This is a genomic window from Ktedonobacter sp. SOSP1-52 (assembly GCF_016587395.1).
In genome coordinates this window covers 1870137-1891441 of record NZ_BNJH01000002.1, presented here as the reverse complement: position 1 = coordinate 1891441, position 21305 = coordinate 1870137, and the positions used below count along the sequence as shown (strand labels likewise).

Sequence of the window (21305 nt, the reverse complement as noted above, 5' to 3'; positions counted from 1 at the left end):
AGGCAGGATGAATACGCGCAAGCAGAGCATAGTGCCATAAAGATGGGCTGTGAGAAGCTCACGCAGCCCATCGCGTGGTACCTGTGGCATTCGTGCTCAATAAGGCATGCATGGGTTAATAAAGATAATCTTGATAATCTCTAATATTTTATTCGACTCACATGTAGCTACCAATAGAGCAGGTAGCTATGCAAGTGGAAAAGATCAAAGCCAGTAGTCCTGTAGCAGGACCAGAAAATGGCCAGTAGGGCTGTTTGGTGGCGACGGCGCTCTGAAGGAGTTGGCAGCCAGAAAGCAATACCCGTAGTATTATAGCACGCCCGGAGAGATGCGACCAATGGAGTCCCAGGAGCCTGCAGGGCAGCTTCATCGAACTTACACACAGGGTAAGTTATTTTCAGATTTTGGATTGGTGTAGTGTAGATTGATTTTCTGTTGCTTGTGTAAATTATCGCATCTATAATAGGATAATAGTAATTTTTAATGCCTAAAGGATTGTAATATAAGACACAACATTGTATACATTGAAATATACGAGAAAAAAAGCCAGCATGTAGAAACGATGGGTGGAGGAATAAGTGGGCTGGTGGCTGGCAGTGTTGGAAGTTGAGGTTGAGGAGAGAAGTGATGCAGGCCTCAAAAAACGTTGAAGTGGTTCAAGGGAGAGCAAAGCGCGAGGTAGAGGCGAGAGACCAGGGAGCGTTGCCTTCCGAGCAATATGCCCCCAAAATTATGCCCTCTGTTGTTGGTGGGCGGGACCTGTTGGCATGCTATATTGTGGCCATGTTTCTCATTACAAACGCGGTTTTGCAGGCCTCGGGTGGCGTCGTGGCGCTGACCTATACTGTACTGGGTGCGGTGGCTTTTTTTCTTCCCTGTGTGCTTGCGACCGCGCAGCTAGGCATAGCCTATCCCCATGAAGGTTCCCTCTATAACTGGACATATCACGCTTTAGGCCGCTTCTGGAGTTTCTTTGTCGGACTATGCTACTGGCTCAGTGGTGTACTGGCTCCAGTGACAGCCGCCAATGCCTTTGTCACCATCCTGGCAGGCTTAAATAAGAACTGGCTTACAGAGCCCTGGCAGCAGGGATGTGTGATGATTGGCTTGCTGCTGGTAGGCTCCTTCTTATGTACCAGGCGTTTGCGTATCGCCCTCAACATGATCAATATTTCGGCCCTGGCTCTCTTGCTGGCGGTGCTAGGTATTGTCATTGCGGCCGCTTTATGGCTATGGAGTGGGCACCCTTTGCAGAAAGATCTGGTAGATGGAGCCTCCTGGCGTATTACCCCCGATAACTTCTCGCTCTTTAGTGTGGTCACTCTGAGCTTTATCGGCGCGAGTGGACCTTTGAATATGGCGGGTGAATTGAGGAGTGAAGCAGGGAGGGAAAAGCGACGTATGGTACTGGCCCACCTCTTTGGTGGGACTCCCATTGTGTTTGCCTGTTACTTTCTGGTTCCCTTTGCCATTTTGATTGTGCTCGGACGCGCTGTCCTGCAGGAGGCAGTACCGTCATTTGCGGGCATTCATGTCATGGATGTGGTCTTTGGCTCGTGGGCTGGAAGTGTCGTCGCAAGTATCACTTTGCTCTCTTGCCTGGCAACAATTGTCTTTTATATCGGAGCTTCGGCGCGCTTACTGTTTGTGGCCGGTGCGGACCGCTTTCTTCCCCGGCAGATGGTCTACCTTAATCGGCATCGACAGCCAGTGATTGCGATACGTTTCCATACAGCCGCGGCCGTGCTTGTAGTCGTTGTCGTGTTTATGGTCTTGCCATATGTGGTAAAGCTGGGGACAACAACCATGCTGGTCCCCCGCATCTATGCCATGCTTTCGGCGGTACTGACGATCATCTGGACCATTGCGACGGCGTTCTACTTTATAAATCTCTTCAGCCTCTTCCTGGGGAAGAGGCGGCCCGCACAAGAGCAGCAGAAAATCTTGCCTCGCCCCGTGCTCTTACTAATTAGTGCCGTTGGGCTGCTTACCTGCCTGGCAACGATTGTGAGCACCTTTGCCTATCCCTGGTCATCTCTGATCCGGGGTGATATCTGGATCGTCTCGGTTGGTGGAATCACAGCCGTATGCCTGGTGATTGCCATCAATATTAGTATGATCGCGCACAGCGAAGCCAGGTGGGAATTATTGCGTGATAGCTAGCCGGGCCGTTAGAGATTGATGCTGGTCGTCTCACGCTCCAGACGGGGGCGAATTTTCTCGATTGGGCGCTCATAGAGATCGAAGAGGCCGGGCTGGTTGAGGCTGAAAAGTTGCTCAAAATCTTCGGGTGCGAAGGCTTTACGCAGGCGCGCGGCGTAGGAGGTGACCAGCATTTGCACATAATGCTCTACATCGTAATCCTGGCGCACCTGTTGTTTGGGGGAAGACTGCTTCTCCGAGGCCTGGTGTTGTCGCCAGTGTTGCGGTGTGGTATTCTCCTCGGCTGCCTCCTCTGGAAGCCAGATGTAGCGTCGCTGTCCTCGCCCCTTGTAGAAGCGCACACGCTCTCCTGGTAGCCACTCGTTGCGGCCAGCATTTAAGAGTGCTTCGTAAGCCGGCTCCTGATGTGAATTGCGGGATGTTCGATAGGTCGCGGGACTCTTGCTCAGGCGCACGCGGGTTGCCACATCAACGGCGGAGAACTGGCGATTGCGCAGGGCATTGACGGTTTCAAGGAAGGCCTGGCGCACGCCAGGAATATCGCCCATAAGCGTACAGCTCAGGGCCTTACGTAGGAAGCGCTCACCAAAGGGTTCTGAGCGGCTCGAACGCAGCGCTACGCCACGCACGATGAGCTTGCCATCATAGGTCAGGAGGGCATAGTTTTTGACCTCGTGGCTGAGCATGGCACGGTAGCGCCCCTCATATTCCAGGCGGATGCCCGCGGGTAGCTCGGCCCCGATTTCAGCCACGAGGGCGCGTTCTTTGTCGTCCGTCCAGGTCTGAGGGACCGCGAAATAGACGCCATCGGTATCGGCTTCGATGGGTAGGAGTCCGCGCGTCTCCAATGCGCGCAGCACCTGTGAGAGGATTGCGCGCCCACGGCTGGTGACCTCGTTGGCAGCCTGCGGATCGGCGAAGAGCGCCATCTGTCCAGCCCCCATATAGCCATAGGCGGCGTTGATCAGAATCTTCATCGCGGCTTGCGTGGCGTTATGGTGGTTCCCCTCAATAGAGGTGGGGTCGGCGAGGCGTGCGGCCTCCTTGTGGGCCAGGCGCAGATCTGTGAGGCGCGCCAGGATTTTGAGCAAGGCTCCCAGGCGATCGCAGGCGGGACCAATCTGAAATGTACGCATGAGCGAAGGATAAAGCGAGGCAACATCGGCTTTGACGATGTGCTCGGCGACTCCGCTGGCGAAGAGGTGAACGGCACCACCCGCGTGTGGCTCGACACCGGCGTTGTTCGTGGCATAATCGGCCTGGCAGGGAAGCGCGGTTCCGGCGCGCAGGTAGGTGCGCACGAGAATAGGTTCGAGGATGCCCATGGCGGGGCCTGCCGAGGCGAGCCGTTCATAGCGGCGTGGGGCCATGGCTGCCAGGGCAAAGGGGGCACCCAGGAGTCGGCGTGAGAGTCCATCCACTTCATCGACATCATCGAGGGCGTAACGACGTACCTTCTCTGGCTGCTGGCGATAGGTATCATAGATCGCGCTTCCCTCGATATACACACGTTGGGGCGAGGCGATGCCAAAGTAGCGCGCGACCTCTTTCAGGCTATAGCTGGGAATGTCGCGTACGACGAAGTCATGGCGGCGTACGGCATCAAGTGTATCAATCAACTCGCGCCCGGCCACGGTGTAGCGTATGCGGTGGCGAGCCTCGGGACCCACGGCCAGCGTCTCTTCGCGGCTCTCAAGTATAGCATGGTAGCCTGCTGGCCCCATGCGTCCTATAGCCAGGGGAATCTCATGCACGAGTGCGCGGCGGCTGAGAAACGAGAGATCGAAGCCAAAGAGGTTATGATTTTCAATCACATCGGGGTCGCACTCACGGATAATCTGGCAAAGCTCCTGAATTAACTGGGGCTCGTCATCGACTTGCGGCGCCTCCAGGATCTTAGTAAAGCCACGGCTATCACGAATGGAGACGAGAAAGATGCGTCCCTGACGTGGATCGAGCGAGGTCGTCTCCAGGTCGAATTGCAGGCGGTGCAGGTCCTCGTAGTTCATGCCATGGAAATAGGTGCGCCCTGTGCTCATAAGGTATTGCTCGACGGCCCCCACGCGGTAATAGGTATGTTCCAGGTCGGTTTCGGCAAGACTCTTGACCTGGTATTTGAGGCGATGGGACGCGCCAAAGAGGATCTCACGTTCTAGCAAACGCCCATCCGTGGACGAGAGGAGATAGCGGTAAGAGCCAGGTGGGCCATCAAGCTCACGGAACCAGATAGCATGCCGCGTCCTGGGAACACTTTCATGTGGAAGCAGGCTTGAACCCAGGTGAGCCAGGTCCTCAAGGGTTGTGGCAAAGAGCCAGGGGCGGAAGCGGTCAGGAAGACAAACAACTTGTTCACTCTCTTGCTCTCGCACGCGCCGCCAGATGAGAGCGCGCCCATCCCGATGCGCCCAGACAGAGACAATGCCCGGTATGGGGTCCCAACCAAAGAGATAGCTCTCATCAGTTGTATGCTGATCCTGCATAGGAGATTGGGCGACTACTGTAGATTGCCGGGTTTCTGGGTTTGTGGACGGCACTGTTTCTCCTGTGGCCATAGCACCTCTCGGTTTGCATTGCGTGGTTGACAAAAGCAAGAACGCCTATTCTAGAAGCTATTATACCATACCCCCCGTTCAGGCTGTAGAGGGCTTTTCTAGAGTAAGGGGCAGCTAAATGAACAGAGGATGTAGACAAAGTGGATGTTTGCGCGTTTAATCAACAGGGTATTATATTTCTATTTTATTTGCTGTGTGTATGCCTGCTTAAGAAGGTTAGTGAGAACACAATGAAGTATTCGCCTCGCTCTGGCATGCTCGTTGTAAGCATGACATTTTTGTTGCTGGCGGTAGGTATTTTACTTATGTTTGCCGCGGCCAGCTCGCTCCCCTATACGGGGCGCCCATTACAATATTTTGAAACGCCAACGCCCGCTCCATCTCCTGGGACTCTCAACTGCGCGACAATCCGGTGTTATCGGTAGCTTTTCGTGTTTGTTTAGAGGGGATTGGAGGGCATGGAGAGGGAGGCAAGCCAGGTACGGACCTCGGCCTCTTTGCGGTGCCCACTCATGACGAGGCTTGCAAGGCAGATATCGCCGAGGCGGCGCGCTTCGGTAATATCGCCCTGCGCGGCGGCTACGCGTGCCAGGCCATACTGCCCCAGGATATACATCTCGTGGTCGCCCTCGGGGAGGGTCGTGAGCATGTGCTGATAGGCTGTCGAGGCCTGCTCGACCAGGTCGAGATGCAGGTAGAGTTCGCCATAGAGGTTATGCGCTGAGGCGATAATGCGCGGCGAGCCAATTTCTTGCGCGACTTTAAGGCCCTGTACAAGAAAATCTTCTGCCTGAGTGTACGTTCCCTGCTTGATCTTCATTTCACCAATATTAATGAGAAGGATGCCAATCCATTCGCGTAGGTGAAAGTGTTGTGCCAGCTTCAGGCCTTCCTGGAGGTGTGTCTCGGCCAGTTCATAATGTTCCTGCTCATAGGCCAGGGTTCCGAGATTGAGCAAGAAGATGATAGTGAGTTCACAGTGGACGATCTGGCGTGCCAGGCTAAGACCTTCGTTGAGGAAGTGTTCGGCCTTCTCATTCTGGCCCTGCTCGGCATAAGTCACACCAATGCTGAGATAGAGGCGACTGACCTTTTCGCGGTCCCCCTGCGTACGGGCGAGACTAAGCGCCTCCTGTAGATATACCTCGGAGCGGTTATAGTCGCCACCACTGGCTATGATGGAGCCGAGCACGCGGAGCTGTTCGATAAGATACTCGGGATAGTTATCCTGCTGGGCGATAGTGAGACCCTCACGCAGATAGGACTCGGCGCTGCTATAATCGCTGCGCTTCCAGACGAGCCAGCCCTGGCCCGTGAGGTGCGCACAGAGATAGCGACGGTTATTCCAGCGCCGCGCCAGTTCTATGCCCTGTTGATAGGTTGAGTGCGCGAGAGTATATTCGCCAAGGCGATAGGCGATCTCGCCGATCTGGAGCAGCGTATTGAGGATGCCGTCACGATCCTGAAGGATATTCGCGGCCTGGTAAGCACGCTGGAGATGAGTATGGGCAAGAGCATATGAGCCACGCATGAGCAGGAAAGGGGCGAAGGCACAGACGCCCTTGACTAGTTCAGCCCAGTACTGGTGTTCATAGGCGGCGTCGAGTGCACCCAGGGTAACCGCGCTCTCACCCTCAAGTAGCTCGTAGTCTTTCTCATGCTGCTCGACATAATCCAGGATATAAGCGATGAAGCGAGCGTAGGGCGCAGACTCCTCTAAGTGAGCACGCGCGTAGTCGGAGATGGTCTGGTGTAGTGTATAGCGCTCACTGGTGCTACACTCCAGGAGACCTGCATCAATAAGCACATCAAGCGTAGCGGGATCGCAGTCAGCGACAGTGAGCGCAGCCTCTTCAGAGAAGCTATGTGGCTTGGGTGGCAGAATAGAGAGCGCATAGAGCGCGGCACGAGCCGTTGAGGAGAGCTGCCGATCTGTAATAGCGATCACCGACTGAAGCGAGCGCAGTTTTGGCGCGCCCGGCTCCGGCTCTAAATCCGCGTCGTACGCCTCACTTAATTCCAGGCGTTGTCTGGTATTACTCAGGCTTTGAATAGCGTTCTGAATATGCTGCGTATCGCTATGGTTGGCCTGCTTGCGCAGGTAGTTGCCCATCAGGGTCAGGGCCAGGGGGAGACCGCCCACAGCCTGGACAAGGTCACTCTCTTTATGAGAATCATGACGAAAAACGGTTGGCGCGAGATGACGCAGGAGGCGCATACTCTCCTCTTTATTCAACTCGGGGAGCGTCAATGGTCCATTGACTGCGAAATGCGCGGCGACGGTGGGAAGCGCGTGGTCACCAGGTGCGCGCAATGTGGCCCTCCAATCTTGAAAGGAAGCACATCCTCAAGCGACCAGGCGTCGTCAATAATGATCAGCAGGCGGCGCGAGCCGATGGCGGCGTGGAGCGCCCTGGTCCAGGCAGCATAGTCTACACTCTGCTCCGCTAGGGAGAGACCAAGCAGGCGGCCCCAACGGCTCAAGATGCTAGGAATATTGGCGCTCGGACCCAGGCCTGCCCAGAGGATACCATCCGCGAAAGATTCAAGCACCTCTTCATCATAGGCTAGGGTAATGGCCAGCGTTGTCTTTCCGATGCCAGGCAATCCGTTGAGTGTGGTAAGCGAGGCATTGCCATCCTCCCATAGATGCTGCTTAAGCAGCTCCAGATCGTTGGCGCGTCCAATCAAGGGGGAACTCGGCTGGCGCGGGATCGCGGAATCAAAAATAGGAAGGGGGCGTGTGGGCACGGAGGACAGACGGTGCAGCCGCGAGGACGCTTGTGGCGAGTGCATCTGAGCTTTCGATGTGTTGTGTTGCATAAAGAGGGAAACCTCCTCCAGGTGCCGCGAAGGAGCCGGGCAGTCAGCCTTTGCCTGTAATGTACGAGAAGAGTCTACTTCATAATATCTATAATAACATAAAAGCCCATTAAAATACCGTAAAAAATTAGCCTGCCTCTCTGCTTTAATTGACGCAAAAAACACCCACGAAATCAAAAAGAAGGTAAGTTGTGTCTGGTGGACTGGCGGAGCCAGTCCACCAGACACAACTTACTCCTGTAGGGTCCGAGCTTGCTCGGACTAATCGAGTTGATGCCTAAGTGGCATCACTTTTTGAAAAAATAAGTATTGGACAATATCAAGCAGGAGTGGGTATACTTGGACTGTGCACAACATTTAGGATATGCCCGGGTTGTAAAAGAGGAGAAAACTTATGATCGATGAGCGTAATGAGCGGATTCAGAGCCGCTTTGGCGTGGCTGCCAGCGATTATGTCACCAGCGCGGTGCATGCTCAGGGACCTGATTTACAGTGGCTAGTCGAGACGGCGCGACTGGATGGAAGTGAGGTAGTGGTGGATGTAGCGACCGGGACAGGCCATACCGCGCTAGCGCTGGCTCCCCATGCCCGCGAGGTTGTAGCCATTGACTTCACAACTCCCATGCTTGAGGCGGGTCGCAAGCTGGCTGAGGAACGCCATATTTCCAATGTGAGATTTATCGAAGGAGACGCGCACGCACTTCCACTGCCGGATGCATACGCGGATGTCGTGGCCTGCCGTCACTCAGCGCACCATTTTGTGGACCTGCCCCAGGCAGTGAGAGAGTGGGCGCGTATCCTTAAACCCGGCGGGCGACTGGTATTGATTGATGCAATCGTACCAGAGGAGCAGGTGCTGGACGACTTTATTAACCAGATCGAGATCCTGCGTGATCCCTCACATATACGCAACCGTTCTGTGAGCGCGTGGCTACACCTATTGGAGGAGGCAGGTATTTCGGCGCGCCTCGAGCGCAGTTGGGGCATTCACATGGACGTGCCAACGTGGACGCAGCGTATGCGCACGCCCACGGAGAATGTGCAAAGCATCCTATCTATGTTCGCGGCGGCCACGCCAGAGGAGCAAGCCAGCCTCAAGCTACAGCAGGTAGACGGTGTCGACTGGTTTGATCTCCCAACCGGGCTATTTGTCGGCGAGAAAAATAAATAAGAAGAGGTTCTGGCTGGGAAGGGCGTGCCCTTCCCAGCCAGAACCTCTTCTTATTTACCAGGTTTTAGATGGCGTCGGGATGGCTGGGGGGCAGGAGGCAGCGATCCGGCTGAACGGTATCGGGCATAACCTGGCGGTAGACATCGAGGTAAGCGCGAGTCATGGCCCTGGACGAGAAGTGTTCGTCGACATGGGCACGCACCTGGGCGCGGTCGAGGTCTTTCACACGCGGCATGGCTTCGATCATTTCATCGAGCGTATCCACAACGAAGCCGCTGACACCGTCATATACGACCTCGGGTGCCGCGCCGCGTCCAAAGGTAATCACAGGACAGCCCAGGGCCATGGCCTCGACCATGACCATGCCAAAGGGCTCTTCCCACTCGATAGGATTGAGAAATGCCGTGGCGCGGCTAAAGGCCTGGATCTTGCCCTCCATATCCAGGGGACCGAGGTAGCGTATCTGCTCATCATCAAACTGAGGCTCAAGCTGCTCATGGAAGTACTGCTCAGCCTCGGGCGAGGAGGTATCGATGGTTCCGCCCAAATGCAGAGGCACTCCAGCATGTCGTGCCGCCTCAATAGCCAGGTGCGGTCCCTTTTCGGGGGAAAAGCGACCCAGCCAGACATAGTATGGCTCAACCTGGGCATCGGCTGGAATAGCGTACTCGTTCATGGAGATACCATTGTAGACAACGCCCGCCCAATTTAAGGGGCCCTGTCCCGCCTCCACCTGGCAGGCCTTGCGACTGATCGCGACGACGGGGCACTGACGCCCCCATTCATAGAAGAAGTAGTTGTCCGCGTCACCCTGCCAGGTGCCGACCCGGTCAAAGGGCATATGGCTATGCATCGTAATGATATGCGCCATCTCCAGCGAGGCCAGCATAGGCAGGAGATACATATCTGTGGATGAAGAGAGATGCCCATGAACGACATCATAGTCATTCTCCTGCTGGATGTGCTGCACGGCTTTATACATATGGAAGTAGGCCTTAAGGTGGGCTTGCCAGGGAGTACCCTCTTTGAGGAGCGAATCATGATAAAATGAGATATGCCGGGCAGAAGTCTGTGCATCGGCAGGTGCATAAAGCGTAACATCATGTCCCTCGGCAACAAGTTCTTCCACAAGGTTATTCAAAACAGACTCTGTCCCGCCATAGTTTTCCGGAGGAATTGGCAGCCAGGGCGGTGCGATCTGCGCGATTTTTAAGCGTTTCTTTTGCTTTGTACTCATAAATGACTTTTTGTGCCTTTCTTATATTCATAGAACCAAAGTATTCTTCTTCCAACCAACACAATCTTACTTACCTCATCCCTTATAGTACGATTCTCTCTAGGTAGAAGGCTACTCATGCATAGTAGTCTGGTAGGGGACTGCGCTGCTGTTTTTGCCACTAAAAATAGATGGAGGGGATGCTGACGGTGGGGCTGGTGGCAGAAAGATGCCAGGTGCTATGCTTTTGTAAACTGGTGGCGCGGTAATAGAGGTCGATGGTGGGGAGGTGCCAGCGTACATCTGAAGGCAGGTAGGCGCTGTTCCCGGCCGTCAGGAGGAGGTTGGCGATATCCTTGCAGGCCGAGGATTGGAGACAGTTCAGCGTGACATGAGTCATGCTGGGCGTGATAGTTACCTGTGAGAGGCTGTATGGCGCATTGTGGCTGGAGCGAGGTGTGGGAATGATCTGCCCAGTGTGAAAAGGCAGGGTGAATTGAAAACGGAGCGGCTGTGACCCCTTATAGACGGTAGTAGTGCCGCCTGTCGTCTGGTCGACAAGCCATATTGAGTGGATATCCAGGGTTACATGAAGCTGGTGAATTTCGCCTGGGGTTGGACTTGAGGGTAGATAGAAGAAAGAGATATCATTGTTGGTGTTGTACTGGCCAAAGAACGTGCTATAGGCCGCGTACTTGTGCCCTATGGTTATGCTTGTGTGTAGCTCCTGGATGGAGAGCGTACCAAACATGTCTGGGACATCATTCAAGTTGTTGTAAGCGGACTGGAGGAGAGTATAAGCCAGGCCGATAGCATTAGCATCGGCGTAGGCTTGTTGAAGCCTGAAAATAAAGCCGGGGCGCGTAGATTGTTGCTGATTAATATCGCTGTAGAGATGTGAATTGCAGATGGAGGGCTGCGCGTGGCTATCGTTGGACTCGTCAGCGAAGAAGCAAGCTGGCCGATCGACGCGGGCATCATAGTACGCAGGGGTAAAGACTGGAGGTGCTTTAAGCTGGCTTGAAGAGACTAACTGATTTTTGTTCACAAGCAGCAGGGCCATACCGGACGTAAGCAGAGAGACGACGAGAAGCAGAGAGGTAAGCATCAGTCCCAGGCGCAGGAAGATGCGTTGGCGCAGGGGGCGCGTATAGGAGGCCGAGGATGAGAGGCGAAGCAGAGTCAGCCCCTGCTGATTGGATTGTTCGCCCTCCTCTTCTTCGCTAGCGAGAAAGGGTGATTTGACCTGTTCGCCAGGCTGTGGCAGAGCCAGAATAGCCTCGTGAAGCTCCTCCTCCGTCGCGGAGGCATATTCACCAGAACGCAGCCAGGACCAGGCTGACTCCAGGTGGGTGCGCACGCGCCGCTCTGGTAGACCCAGGCAAGCGGCAACCACAGCCAGCGAGAGCCGGGCCACTACATGCAGGACCAAGCAGGCTCGTTCATAGAAGGGCAAGCGAAGCAGCGCCTTAATGAGTGGGGGGGTGCTTGTAGGCAGCGCGAGGAGTTGATAGAGGGGCCAGGAATGGCGACGCAGACCGCGAGCAGAGGGTTCCTGAGCGTCATAGGCGATATTGGTCGCGATGCGGTAGAGCCAGGTGAGAAAATCCGCGCCAGGCTCCAGGCCTGGCAGAGCCTCCCAGGCACTCCGAAATGTGTGAACAGTCAAAGGGGTGGCTTTCTCTTCCCCCAGCAGGCGCACAAGATAGAGTTGGATGCGAGGGCTATAGCGCATGAAGAGCCCCTGCATACCCGCGATATCGCCAGCCTGCGCCTGCGAGATAAGATCCTTGTCCCCGGAACTGCTCATAGTCTTGCACCTCGATTAGAAACAAAATTTCTGCGGTCCCCACTTACGGAGCATCCGTTCACCATAGGCGCCCAATTATGGTGCGCAAGGCATATCCAATTACCATAGGCGCGCGATAAATCGGGCGCCTATGAAGGGAAACGGGATGGCTTTACAACGCTCTTCAGAGTCATAGATGATATTGATATTATAACATTACAATATATGAAAATAACATGTACTTGAGGAGCCTTATTGGTACTAAGGAAGTTGAAGGTTGAAGAACAAGACATATCAATTTTTGGGGACGTCACGCATAAATTTGATGACTTTGATGAGTGCATAAGGTGTTTTTGTGCTATAATGGGGCAGGATTGCTCGTTGAGCAGGTTATTTTTTTCAACCTTCGGGACCATGCTAGTACTTTTTGCCAGAAAAGATGCTAGACATGACGATTGGCAAAAAATCTTATACTATCTTTTCTAGGTATCGATACTGAGGTATAAGACATTTGACCCGTGGAAGTTCCGTTTTCAGTCTTTTATCAATCTTTTGGAATAAGACACAACCTCACCACCCAGAGGGGTTGAGATCGGGAATATTTCTGGCGGGTTGGTCGCAGGATACAAGATTACTTTGTTGGCGCGTGAGCTGGCTCACACATGCTCGCCGCCAATGGCAGGGTTCGCGCGGATTGTGGCAGCCCAGAGCTGGCACCCAGTGACCACAATCCCCCTGAACGCCAGTGGGGCATTTGCTAGCACGACCCCACTGCGAAAGGCAGCACTGCACATCCGTGGATCGGAAACTAACAATGTGTAGATCATGTGCGTTAAGCACCCAAGAAGGCACATGATAGTAATTTTGGGGGATGTACATGTATTGATGCTTGAAGCCCATAGGCAGAAACGGGTATCCTGAACACTAGCGGGACTGGTGGCGAGTAGGCAGGCTCACTCACGCCTACTAAATTGGAGATCATGGATATGCCGGGTTGGACCGCAACTTGAGGCTTCAGGTAGTGAATACGCGCGATTATTTCCCCAGGGAAAGGTAGAGAAATCGTATGTTCAGGAATATGCTGCGTTGGATTATTCCACTGGTCGTCTTGCTCATCGTCATCACCGTCGTCGCCATCGGCTCAATCACCCATACCTACGCCGCCGGTACCACTCCAACGCGTAGTCAGACCACGGATCAGGCTACGCCGACTATGCAGCAAAATACGTATTGGCATCCTTGAAACTATGAATAAAATAATAAATTCAGGGAGCAGCGCCACCTTCGCTCGCTGGCGCTCCCTGTTGGTGGTAGAAGGTGTCAACCCTATCTTATTTTATAGATGACAACCATTCACGGACTTCTTTGGCATTCCCATTGCCAATATTTTCCAGATCTTTAGCACATTGTTCTCCTAAACTCACTGCTTTCGTTATATTTCCTTGGGCGGCTGCTACACGTGCCTGTCCATAACAAGCTAGCGCTTTCAATTCCTGAGCCCCTTCTGGAATAATTGTCAGCATTTCGTCGAAGGCGGATTGTGCTTTTTCTGTGCGAGCTAAATGGAGTTGAGCATTTCCAAATTCATATAGCGTTTTAGCTATCATTGGTGGAATACCCAATTGGCGAGCCAGGGGAAGTGTTTCGCCAAGATATTGCTCTGCTTTTTGAAAATCCTTTTGTGCTATGGCTGTTTCTCCTAGATTGAGTAATAAGATTGTGGTCCACTCTCTGTGTTCAATTTGGCGCGCTACACTGAGTCCTTCTTGAAAAGAGCTTTCCGCCTTTTCAAATTCTCCTAACTCTGTCTCGGCTGCTCCTAAATTAACCAAAGATGCACAAATATTGCGACGATTTTCACTTAATCTTGCGATATTTAGACCTTCTGTGAAGTAGTAAGCAGCTTGCTGATGTTGCCCCTGCTGGCCTGCATTTACTCCTAAATGGATTAGGATAATGCTAGCTAGCTCATGATCTTGCATTTGTTGCGCAATAGCTAAACCTTCCTGTAGACATTCTTTAGATTTCGCTGATTCTCCTCGTAAGTCGTAAACCGAACCTAAAACTCTTAATATACCACTTATGCGTTTTCTGTTATTGATCTTGCGTGCTATGACTAAGCCTTCTTGCAGGTATTTTTCAGCTTCTGTGTAGTTACCCAGCTTCCAGGTAACCCATCCTAAATCATTCAGGAACGCACTATTTTGCTCCAAGTCATTGTTCTCTCGGGCGAGGGTGAGGCCTTGCTGGAAGATGTCTTCGGCCTGGGGAACTTGCCTTGCTGCTGGAGGACCTGGCCGGTGTAGAGGAGGAGGGTGGAGAGGGCGCGCTGGTCGTTGAGGGTGAGGGCGGCCTCCTGGGCACGCTGGAGGTGCTGCTCGGCCTGGGCGTAGAGGCCACGGAGCTGGAGGTAGGGGGTGAAGGCAATCGTGGCCTGGATAAGCTCGGGGAGCATGGCGAGCCGGTGGGCCTGTTCGAGGGCCGTGAGGATGGTGGGGCTCTCAAGCTCAAGCTGCTCGTAGTCGCTGCTGTGCTCCGCGAGGAAGGCGCAGGTGTAGGTGACGAGGCGGCGCTGAGCGGCGTCGTGCTCGGATGAGCGCTGGAGCTGGAGATAGGTGTAGTCGCGAATGGTTTGGTGGAGAGTGTAGCGACTGGCTCCGCTGCTCTCCAGGATGCCGATGTCGATAAGGGTGTCGAGGATGTCGACCTCGCAGGTGGCGACAGCCAGGGCCGCCTCCTCGGAGAAGGTGTTGGGGCGTGGTGGGAAGACGGAGAGGGCGTAGAAGGCTGAGCGCGTGGCCGGGCTGAGCTGCTGGTCGGTGACGGAGATGACGGAGTGCAGCGAGAGCCGGATATCGCTGGTCAGGCTGGGGTGAGACTCGACGGGGCCATGTGGCTCCTGGATTTGCAGGCGTTCCTCGGCGTTGCTCAGGCGCTCCAGGGCGGCGGTGATGCGGCGCGTCTGCCCACTATAGGTCTGTTTGCGCAGGTAGTTGCCCATGAGGGTCAGGGCCAGGGGGAGACCGCCCACGGCATGGACGAGGTCCTGGGCCTTCTGCACCTCGCGATCAACCACGCCCGGCGCCAGGAGGCGCAGCAGGGTCATGCTCTCCTCGTCGTTGAGGGCCTGGATCTTCTTCGCGCCATCCAGGGCGATAAACGAGGCAATCTCGGGATAGCGCGTGGTCAGCAGGTGTGCGCAGTTGGAGCCGCCAACCTTGAAGGCCAGGGCCTCCTCAGTGCTCCAGGCGTCGTCGATGACCAGGAGCATATAGCGTGTGCCAATGGCGTTATGAATGGCGCGCGCCCAGGCGTGCACATCGCTCAGAGAGGCCATCTCTGTCGCGGAGATGCCCAGGAGGGTGCCCCAGCGACTCAGCAGTCCCAGGATGTTTGGTTTAGGGCCGAGGCCTGCCCAGAGAATGCCATCGCGGAAATGGGTGCGTACCTCGCGGTCATGGGCCAGGGCGATGGAGAGCGTAGTCTTGCCCACGCCAGGAAGACCATTGAGCGCGGTCAGAGCCACGTTGCCACCCGTGAAGAGGCGGCGCTTGATATCGGCGAGCTCTTCATCGCGCCCAACCAGGCGAATGGCGGGCAGGAGCGGAACGGAGGGATCAACAATAGCCGCGGTAGGCGTGGGGGGCTCCTCGGCAGGAGATTCGACTTCATCAATATTTGAAGTGGTAGCGGCTGGCGGTTCGGAGCTTGCGTTGGGCACAAGGTCGAGTTCCTGGGCGGTCAGGCCGAAGAGCTGGCAGAGCTTGCGCCGAAAATAAGGATTGGGGCGCGTAATGCCGCGCTCCCAGCGGCTCACATTCACATGCGTGGTCCCGATCTGTTCCGCGACATCCTGTTGTGAGAGCGAGCGTGCCATCCGAGCTTCGGTGAGCTTCAGACGCGGTTGTGGCTCAGTTGAGGGAATGTGATCCACGTGCCATTCCTTTCTGGTGCAGGGGGCTCCCTGCCGGGGTGTGCGGGGTGCCCCCGCTCTCTTCTTTCCCAAAAAGCTTTGGTGGGTATGCACTGGGCAGCAGAAATGATAAATATGTTTAATTGAATGATAACATATGATCTTTGCTCTGTACATGTTCATCAGGCATAATTAGATCAGTAAATCTACCTGCTACGTGAGGGAATACGCGGAATGGTAGAAGCCGGGCAAGGGGGGGAGGGACTGAAGCGCATCAAACCCGGAGCGCGTAAGCGCTGGCAACTAAGGGACTGGCTGCCAGGGAGTGATGAGGAACTCTTCCCCAGAACCTTTTTTACTACTTATCCGAAAACCTGAGCGCGAAGCGCTAGTCACGCGAGTGACGTTGGGTTTCGGAAGAAGATCTTAGTAAGAAGGTAGCAAAACCAGGACACAGGCATTTCCGGGCACAGGCAACAAAGGAGCGGCGATGCATATGCAAGAGCAAGAATGCAGAGCGAATGTGTGGAATCCCGTACAGGGAACGGTGGCGACGCAGGCATATCGAGATGTGCGGCGCGTGCGCAGCATAGACCTTGTTCCATTTGAGGGCGAGGCCACACAGAACTCCGATGAATATGTCTGGGAGGGCGCGTGGGAAGCACCTGAACATATGGATGAATTCGCCGTTTCAAGCATACATGTTCAGAGCGAGCCACTGCACCAGGAAGCGATCGACTGGATCTACGAGGCCAGCCCAGTCGCCGAGATAAGCCGGATTACTACGCAGAAGCTTCCCCGGCAGCGTGCCCAGACCACTGGTATGACGCCGATCATCCTGGAGGCGAAGTCCACGCAATCCGCGGCGACGCAGGTAGAGCAACATGTACCTACCATGAGCAAGCACGAGCAGCCTGTGAAAGGGAGACGCATCTTCCTCTGGCTATTGAGCCTGTTGGTGTTAGGAATTGTAGGCATCATAGTCTGCGGTTATCTGCTCGCCGCCATAGGCAACGGAACCCTGTAGAGCTGTACCAATAGCGCCACGCACTCACAAGGCAGGAGAAAACAGCATGCAAAGGCCAGCAACACGCAGTAAAAGCAAGATGACTTCAAGCGATCTGCGACGAGACAACGAAATCTTACACTTCTCCCTGCAAGATGCGTTGCCGCAAGGGCATATCATGGCCCTTAATCCCAAATTTGGTACGCTCTCCTATCTCTCATACGAGAGCGACCGCCTGCTGATGATCGCGCAGGAACAGTTTACCGGCACCGAGATGAGCGTTTTGCTCCCACTGCTGGAGATGTTCCCCTACTACTGCCCATACGAAGTCCTGTACGCCAGCTTCTACAATGGCAGCGTCAGCGAGGAGAACGTCGAGGAGAGCCGCGAGAAGCTCGACCAGGCGCTGGAAGAAGGTCTATGGGACCAGGAGATGCGTCCGATTCGCGATGCCCTCTCGCGCACCCGCATCAAGCTGCGCAAGTTTGGCATTGACATCTCATCGATCCTGGCCACAGGCTACATCCTGATGGTAGCCTCAATGCCCAGGCCCATCATCAAGCCGCGCGAAATCGAGCGCGAAGCCATCGTCCTGTAACTAACAGCCCAAGTAGGCGCGTACGCCAGGGCACAGCCCAAGTAGGCACGTACGCAAGTAGCGCCGGGTTTGAGCAAAGGGTGCCATACACCACACCGTCCCTTTGCTCCCTCACCCCCGGTCGGCATGCGTGGGGTTTTGCGGTCCCCCCACGCATCCGATGCGGGTTCTTTTTTATTTTTGGCACCGTTCGAGGTAATGGCTGGTTGCTTTTGGATTGGTGTTGGGTATACACTAATAGGGTGAAGGGTGAGCGTTTCTGTTTTCCCCCGTTTTTCTCCTCTGAGATGATGTATGGTGGGCCTGCGGGCCTGTGTACAAGCATGACCTGGTCAGCGCGTGCTTTAGCAGCGCTGGCTTACGCGCGGTGAGTTTGGTGTTGGGCCTGGTTCCATGCTTTTTTGCTATTATGAGGTCTTATGAAAAAGTTGGTGCATTTCTCTGCTTTCTGGCGGCAGTTCCAGTTGACGTGGGCGGACATGGCCTATGGGGGGCGCCTGATCCTGGTCGTACTGCCGCCTTTGCTTATTGGTCCCGCTATTGGTCAGAGTAAACTGGCAACCATGGGGATGCTGGGTGGATTGTATACAGCCATTGGTGGCACGAGTGGGCGCTATCGCGACCGAGTGGTGGACATGCTGTGTATCGCGAGCGGCATGGCCATAATTGCCTTCCTGGCGAGCGGCCTGAGCGTTAGCGGCGTTGTACTGGCGATAGCGGCCGCTCTGTTGATTCCTTTTATTTTGAATATGTTAGGAATATTTGGGACCTCGGCGGGGCGTGTGGGTCTACTGGTTACAATTGTCTTTGCCATGGTGTTGAGTGAGGAGGGGAACTGGCAGACCGGTATCTATGTGGCGCTGTCTATGCTCATCTGTGGCCTGTGGGCCATAGTGCCGACACTGTTGCTATGGCCGCTGAGACCCTACCAGCCGGAGAGACAGGCCGTGGCGAGCTATTACCGGACTTTGGCCACCTTTTGTGACGCGTTAGAGGGTCCAATGCGTGACGAGGGGCAGCGGAAAGCCCTCAAGCGCGTGCGTGGACAGGTCTGGCAGGCCTATAACCAGGCACATAGCATGGTAGTCGCTGTGCATGCCGAGTCGGAGGAGACGCCCCTGCCCTTGCAGCGCCTCTTCCTCTTAACCCTGCACGCGGACCACTTCTTTCAGACGGCGATCTCACTGGGAAAGTTTGGCGAATCAATGCCACAGGTGGCGCGCGTGGAACCTGTGCGTCATGCATTGAATGCGGCGGTCAGTGAGTTTGGGCGTGTCTTACGTCAGGTGGCTGCCTCGGCCCTGAATGAGAAGGTGCTGGTAGAGACGAATGAGCTGAATCGCAGGCTGGTGGAGGTGAAGGCGCGTGAGGACGAGTTGCGACGCCACATGCAGTCCCTGATGGCGCGCTACGCGGCGGAGCCAGTGGCGCGCGCGAGCACTCTGACGAGGGTTCACCTGACGCGGCTGGTGGATGAGGAAGATTATAAGGGGATGATGCAGGTCTTGCAGGTGCTGCGAACCTTCCACCAGGTAAGCAATGCCCTGCTGGTAATCGTTGCGATGCTGAAGCAACAGGACCAGGAAGAGAGCCTGCTCCAAACAGCGCTGCGCCTGGCCTACCGCCAGGATGTAAAGCGCAAGAATCCCCTGGAGACCTTAAAGACCCAGTTCACGATGCAGTCGGCCACCTTCCGCCATGCCCTGAGAATCGGCCTTGCGATGGGGTTGCCACAGCGATCTATAGACTGTTTGAGATACCGCATGGTTTCTGGATTGCCCTGACGATCATGGTGTGCCTCAAGCCGAATTATAGTACCTCGAACCAGAAACTGGCGCAGCGCTTTATAGGCACATGTATTGGCGCCTGCATTGCCGCCGCGCTGGTCGCCCTCGTACGCGTGCCATCCGAGATGCTGCTGCTACTGGCGGTCTTTGGTTTTATCGGCTTCTGCTACTACCAGCGCAATTATCGCGTCTTCGTAATGTTTATCGTCCCCTTCTCCCTGTTGCTCAACTCCATGGCCACGCCGGGTCAATGGGAGATAGCTCTTCTGCGCGTCGGCTGTACGCTGCTGGGCTGTCTACTGTCGCTGCTAGCGGTGCGCTTCCTCTGGCCGGAGTGGGAGCGTGAGCGCTTGCCCAAACGGCTGGCGAAGGCCATCGCTGCCAACCGCGATTACCTGCGGCGCGTGCTGGCGGGCTATGAGGGCCAGGAGAGCAGTATCAACGGTATACATAAAGTATATAAAGCCATGTCACTGGCCAACGCCGATGTCGCGAGTGCCTTTCAGAGCCTCATGGACGAGCCAAAGGGGCAGCGGGGAGATGCTGAGCGCTGGGACGCCTTGATTACCTATAATCAGCAGCTCGCCGATTGTATTACCGCGCTCTCCGCGCACATCCCGTTGATGGTGCGCGAACGGCGCAATCTCCCTCGCCTGGAGCGCTTCGCTAGAACCATAGACAACGTCTTATACCAGATCGAGGAGGCGCTCCTTGAAGGCAAGCAGGCGCAGGAGGTAAGTGGCCTGGTGGAGAATCTGCAAGAGTTGCAGATGACCCTGCAAAGCCTGATTGCCGAGCGCCTGAGCTGGCAGCGGGCCGAGCATATGCAGACCCAGGCTATGAGCGCTCGTCGCCAGGCCTTGAAAGATCTCGTCCCCATGATGCTGGTCCTCGACGAGATCGCCCAATACACCACCGGCATGTGGAACACCGTGAAGATAGGAATACAGTAGCCGCGTACGCAAGTAGCGGGCGCCCGCTACTTGCGTACGCGGCTACTGTGGGGGACTAATGCGCCTGATAATAGGCTTCGGCGGCTTTGAGTGCGGCACCGGGTTGGGGGAGTGTGTAGCCACATTCAGGCAGGATATGTTCCAGGGCGCTCAAGACGGTGTAGACGTTCTGGCGGCTGGCATTGTAGCCCATCAGTCCGATGCGGATGAGGCGCCCTTTCAGCTCGCCAAGCCCACCCCCGACCTCTATGCTGTACTCGTTGAGGAGGGCCTTGCGTATAGCCAGCTCATCGACACCTTCAGGGATGAGGATGGCCGTGAGCACGGGAAGCTGGTAGCCTGGCTGAGCAAGCAGTTCCAGGCCCATGGCCTTGATACCGGCTTTGAGGGCAGCGCCGTGGAGCTGGTGGCGCGCGAAGCGGGCTTCGAGTCCCTCAGCGTGTGCGATGCGCAGGGCTTCATACATCCCATAGACAAGATTACTACAGATCGTATGGTGGTAGGCGTGATCGCCATTCCAGTAGCGATTGAGCGCCAGGAGATCAAGATAGTAGCTCTGAACGGGCGTGCGGCGCTTCTTAATTACCTCGACGGCGCGCTCATTGAGCGTCACAGGGGCCAGTCCGGGTAGTGCGCCGATACACTTCTGGCTGCCAGAGTAAGAGGCATCAATGTGCAGAGCGTCGACCTGCACTGGGAGGCCACCCAGACCACAGACGGTATCGACGACAAAGAGCGCGTTATGGGCATGGGTCACGCGCTCAAGGTCTGCAAGCGGCTGGTGCAGCCCGGTCGAGGTCTCCGCGATGGCGGTAGCGAAGATCTTGGCCTCGGGATGCTCCTTGAAGGCTTGCTCAAGCGCTGCGGCATCCAGGGACTGACCTGGCTCGGTCGCCAGTACAACAACATTAGCTCCTGCACGGCGCGAGATATCAATGATCTTACCGCTGAAGTAGCCCAGGCTCCCCGCGATCAGAGTATCGCTAGGCTCAAGCAGGTTGGTTAGCACGGCCTCGGCCCCAGAAAAGCCCGAGCCAGAGACGCAGCAGGTCAGCTCGTTCTCGGTCTGGAAGAGCCAGCGTAGCAGTGTGGCAGTCTCCTGCATAATTGCGAAGAGCTCTGGATCGAGATGTCCCAGTTGGGGCGCGGCACCCACCCGTAGCACACGTGGATCAACATTGCAGGGACCAGGCCCCAGCAGCAGACGATAGGAAGGATTCAGCTCGGGAGGCGTAGCCCCTCTGAGGAGCTTGTATATGGGTGGGCAAATGTTTGTGACATGAGTAGTTTTCCCTTCTAGTCATGTTATGGTGTATGGTGCCGGATGACTTCCA

15 protein-coding genes are annotated in these 21305 nt (G+C 55.4%); 7 read left to right on the top strand and 8 right to left on the bottom strand.

Annotated features, from left to right (window positions below; genetic code table 11):
- Positions 1–627 precede the first annotated feature (627 nt).
- Positions 628–2163, top strand: coding sequence for an APC family permease (locus tag JMJ16_RS23635; RefSeq protein ID WP_201385486.1), 1536 nt, complete (start codon positions 628–630; stop codon positions 2161–2163).
- An 8-nt stretch (positions 2164–2171) separates the two neighbouring features.
- On the opposite strand, the gene JMJ16_RS23630 is transcribed toward JMJ16_RS23635, so the two are convergent.
- The 3 genes from JMJ16_RS23630 to JMJ16_RS23620 all read right to left on the bottom strand — a co-directional run bounded on the left by JMJ16_RS23630 (position 2172) and on the right by JMJ16_RS23620 (position 7538).
- The gene (locus JMJ16_RS23630) at positions 2172–4715 is read right to left on the bottom strand and encodes a DNA polymerase domain-containing protein (protein WP_201385482.1); all 2544 of its coding nucleotides are present in this window, start codon (positions 4713–4715) and stop codon (positions 2172–2174) included.
- A 439-nt stretch (positions 4716–5154) separates the two neighbouring features.
- A complete protein-coding gene (locus tag JMJ16_RS23625; RefSeq protein ID WP_201385480.1) occupies positions 5155–7029 on the bottom strand; it encodes a tetratricopeptide repeat protein in 1875 nt (624 codons plus the stop codon).
- The gene (locus tag JMJ16_RS23620; RefSeq protein ID WP_201385479.1) at positions 6963–7538 is read right to left on the bottom strand and encodes an NB-ARC domain-containing protein; all 576 of its coding nucleotides are present in this window, start codon (positions 7536–7538) and stop codon (positions 6963–6965) included. The genes JMJ16_RS23625 and JMJ16_RS23620 overlap by 67 nt, the downstream gene beginning before the upstream one ends.
- A 394-nt stretch (positions 7539–7932) precedes the next feature.
- Between JMJ16_RS23620 and JMJ16_RS23615 the strand changes: the two genes are divergently transcribed.
- Positions 7933–8709 carry a class I SAM-dependent methyltransferase gene (locus JMJ16_RS23615; RefSeq protein WP_201385477.1) on the top strand — a complete coding sequence of 259 codons (777 nt, stop codon included), beginning with the start codon at positions 7933–7935 and terminating at the stop codon, positions 8707–8709.
- A gap of 64 nt (positions 8710–8773) precedes the next feature.
- On the opposite strand, the gene JMJ16_RS23610 is transcribed toward JMJ16_RS23615, so the two are convergent.
- Together JMJ16_RS23610 and JMJ16_RS23605 are read right to left on the bottom strand one after the other, a co-directional pair.
- Positions 8774–9946 carry a glycosyltransferase family 4 protein gene (locus JMJ16_RS23610; RefSeq protein WP_201385475.1) on the bottom strand — a complete coding sequence of 391 codons (1173 nt, stop codon included), beginning with the start codon at positions 9944–9946 and terminating at the stop codon, positions 8774–8776.
- 160 nt (positions 9947–10106) lie between these two features.
- Positions 10107–11735, bottom strand: coding sequence for an RNA polymerase sigma factor (locus tag JMJ16_RS23605; protein ID WP_201385473.1), 1629 nt, complete (start codon positions 11733–11735; stop codon positions 10107–10109).
- 1045 nt (positions 11736–12780) lie between these two features.
- Between JMJ16_RS23605 and JMJ16_RS23600 the strand changes: the two genes are divergently transcribed.
- Positions 12781–12957 carry a hypothetical protein gene (locus JMJ16_RS23600; protein ID WP_201385471.1) on the top strand — a complete coding sequence of 59 codons (177 nt, stop codon included), beginning with the start codon at positions 12781–12783 and terminating at the stop codon, positions 12955–12957.
- An 88-nt stretch (positions 12958–13045) separates the two neighbouring features.
- Here JMJ16_RS23600 and JMJ16_RS23595 read toward each other — a convergent pair whose 3' ends face one another.
- Positions 13046–13927 (bottom strand): tetratricopeptide repeat protein, encoded by an 882-nt coding sequence (locus JMJ16_RS23595; protein ID WP_201385469.1) that lies wholly within the window; start codon positions 13925–13927, stop codon positions 13046–13048.
- Complete coding sequence (locus JMJ16_RS23590; RefSeq protein WP_201385467.1) at positions 13903–15648, bottom strand: helix-turn-helix domain-containing protein; 1746 nt, start codon at positions 15646–15648, stop codon at positions 13903–13905. The genes JMJ16_RS23595 and JMJ16_RS23590 overlap by 25 nt, the downstream gene beginning before the upstream one ends.
- 475 nt (positions 15649–16123) lie before the next feature.
- Between JMJ16_RS23590 and JMJ16_RS23585 the strand changes: the two genes are divergently transcribed.
- The 4 genes from JMJ16_RS23585 to JMJ16_RS23570 all read left to right on the top strand — a co-directional run bounded on the left by JMJ16_RS23585 (position 16124) and on the right by JMJ16_RS23570 (position 19971).
- The gene (locus JMJ16_RS23585) at positions 16124–16654 is read left to right on the top strand and encodes a hypothetical protein (RefSeq protein WP_201385465.1); all 531 of its coding nucleotides are present in this window, start codon (positions 16124–16126) and stop codon (positions 16652–16654) included.
- Positions 16655–16700: 46 nt separating this feature from the next.
- A complete protein-coding gene (locus JMJ16_RS23580; protein ID WP_201369380.1) occupies positions 16701–17231 on the top strand; it encodes a hypothetical protein in 531 nt (176 codons plus the stop codon).
- Positions 17232–17650: 419 nt separating this feature from the next.
- Complete coding sequence (locus tag JMJ16_RS23575; RefSeq protein ID WP_201385464.1) at positions 17651–19015, top strand: FUSC family membrane protein; 1365 nt, start codon at positions 17651–17653, stop codon at positions 19013–19015.
- The gene (locus JMJ16_RS23570; RefSeq protein ID WP_201386176.1) at positions 18970–19971 is read left to right on the top strand and encodes an FUSC family protein; all 1002 of its coding nucleotides are present in this window, start codon (positions 18970–18972) and stop codon (positions 19969–19971) included. Before JMJ16_RS23575 ends, JMJ16_RS23570 begins: the two co-directional genes overlap by 46 nt.
- A 55-nt stretch (positions 19972–20026) precedes the next feature.
- Here JMJ16_RS23570 and JMJ16_RS23565 read toward each other — a convergent pair whose 3' ends face one another.
- Positions 20027–21136: an alanine--glyoxylate aminotransferase family protein gene (locus tag JMJ16_RS23565; RefSeq protein ID WP_201385463.1), complete on the bottom strand. Its 1110-nt coding sequence runs from the start codon at positions 21134–21136 to the stop codon at positions 20027–20029.
- Positions 21137–21305 lie beyond the last annotated feature (169 nt).

What these genes read in the sequence shown, in the direction of transcription:
- JMJ16_RS23585 (WP_201385465.1), top strand. Translation starts at nt 16,124, where the DNA reads ATGCAAGAGCAAGAATGCAGAGCGAATGTGTGGAATCCCGTACAGGGA.
- JMJ16_RS23600 (WP_201385471.1), top strand. Translation starts at nt 12,781, where the DNA reads ATGTTCAGGAATATGCTGCGTTGGATTATTCCACTGGTCGTCTTGCTC.
- JMJ16_RS23575 (WP_201385464.1), top strand. Translation starts at nt 17,651, where the DNA reads ATGAAAAAGTTGGTGCATTTCTCTGCTTTCTGGCGGCAGTTCCAGTTG.
- JMJ16_RS23620 (WP_201385479.1), bottom strand. Translation starts at nt 7,538, where the DNA reads ATGCAACACAACACATCGAAAGCTCAGATGCACTCGCCACAAGCGTCC.
- JMJ16_RS23580 (WP_201369380.1), top strand. Translation starts at nt 16,701, where the DNA reads ATGCAAAGGCCAGCAACACGCAGTAAAAGCAAGATGACTTCAAGCGAT.
- JMJ16_RS23635 (WP_201385486.1), top strand. Translation starts at nt 628, where the DNA reads ATGCAGGCCTCAAAAAACGTTGAAGTGGTTCAAGGGAGAGCAAAGCGC.
- JMJ16_RS23615 (WP_201385477.1), top strand. Translation starts at nt 7,933, where the DNA reads ATGATCGATGAGCGTAATGAGCGGATTCAGAGCCGCTTTGGCGTGGCT.
- JMJ16_RS23630 (WP_201385482.1), bottom strand. Translation starts at nt 4,715, where the DNA reads ATGGCCACAGGAGAAACAGTGCCGTCCACAAACCCAGAAACCCGGCAA.
- JMJ16_RS23605 (WP_201385473.1), bottom strand. Translation starts at nt 11,735, where the DNA reads ATGAGCAGTTCCGGGGACAAGGATCTTATCTCGCAGGCGCAGGCTGGC.
- JMJ16_RS23610 (WP_201385475.1), bottom strand. Translation starts at nt 9,946, where the DNA reads ATGAGTACAAAGCAAAAGAAACGCTTAAAAATCGCGCAGATCGCACCG.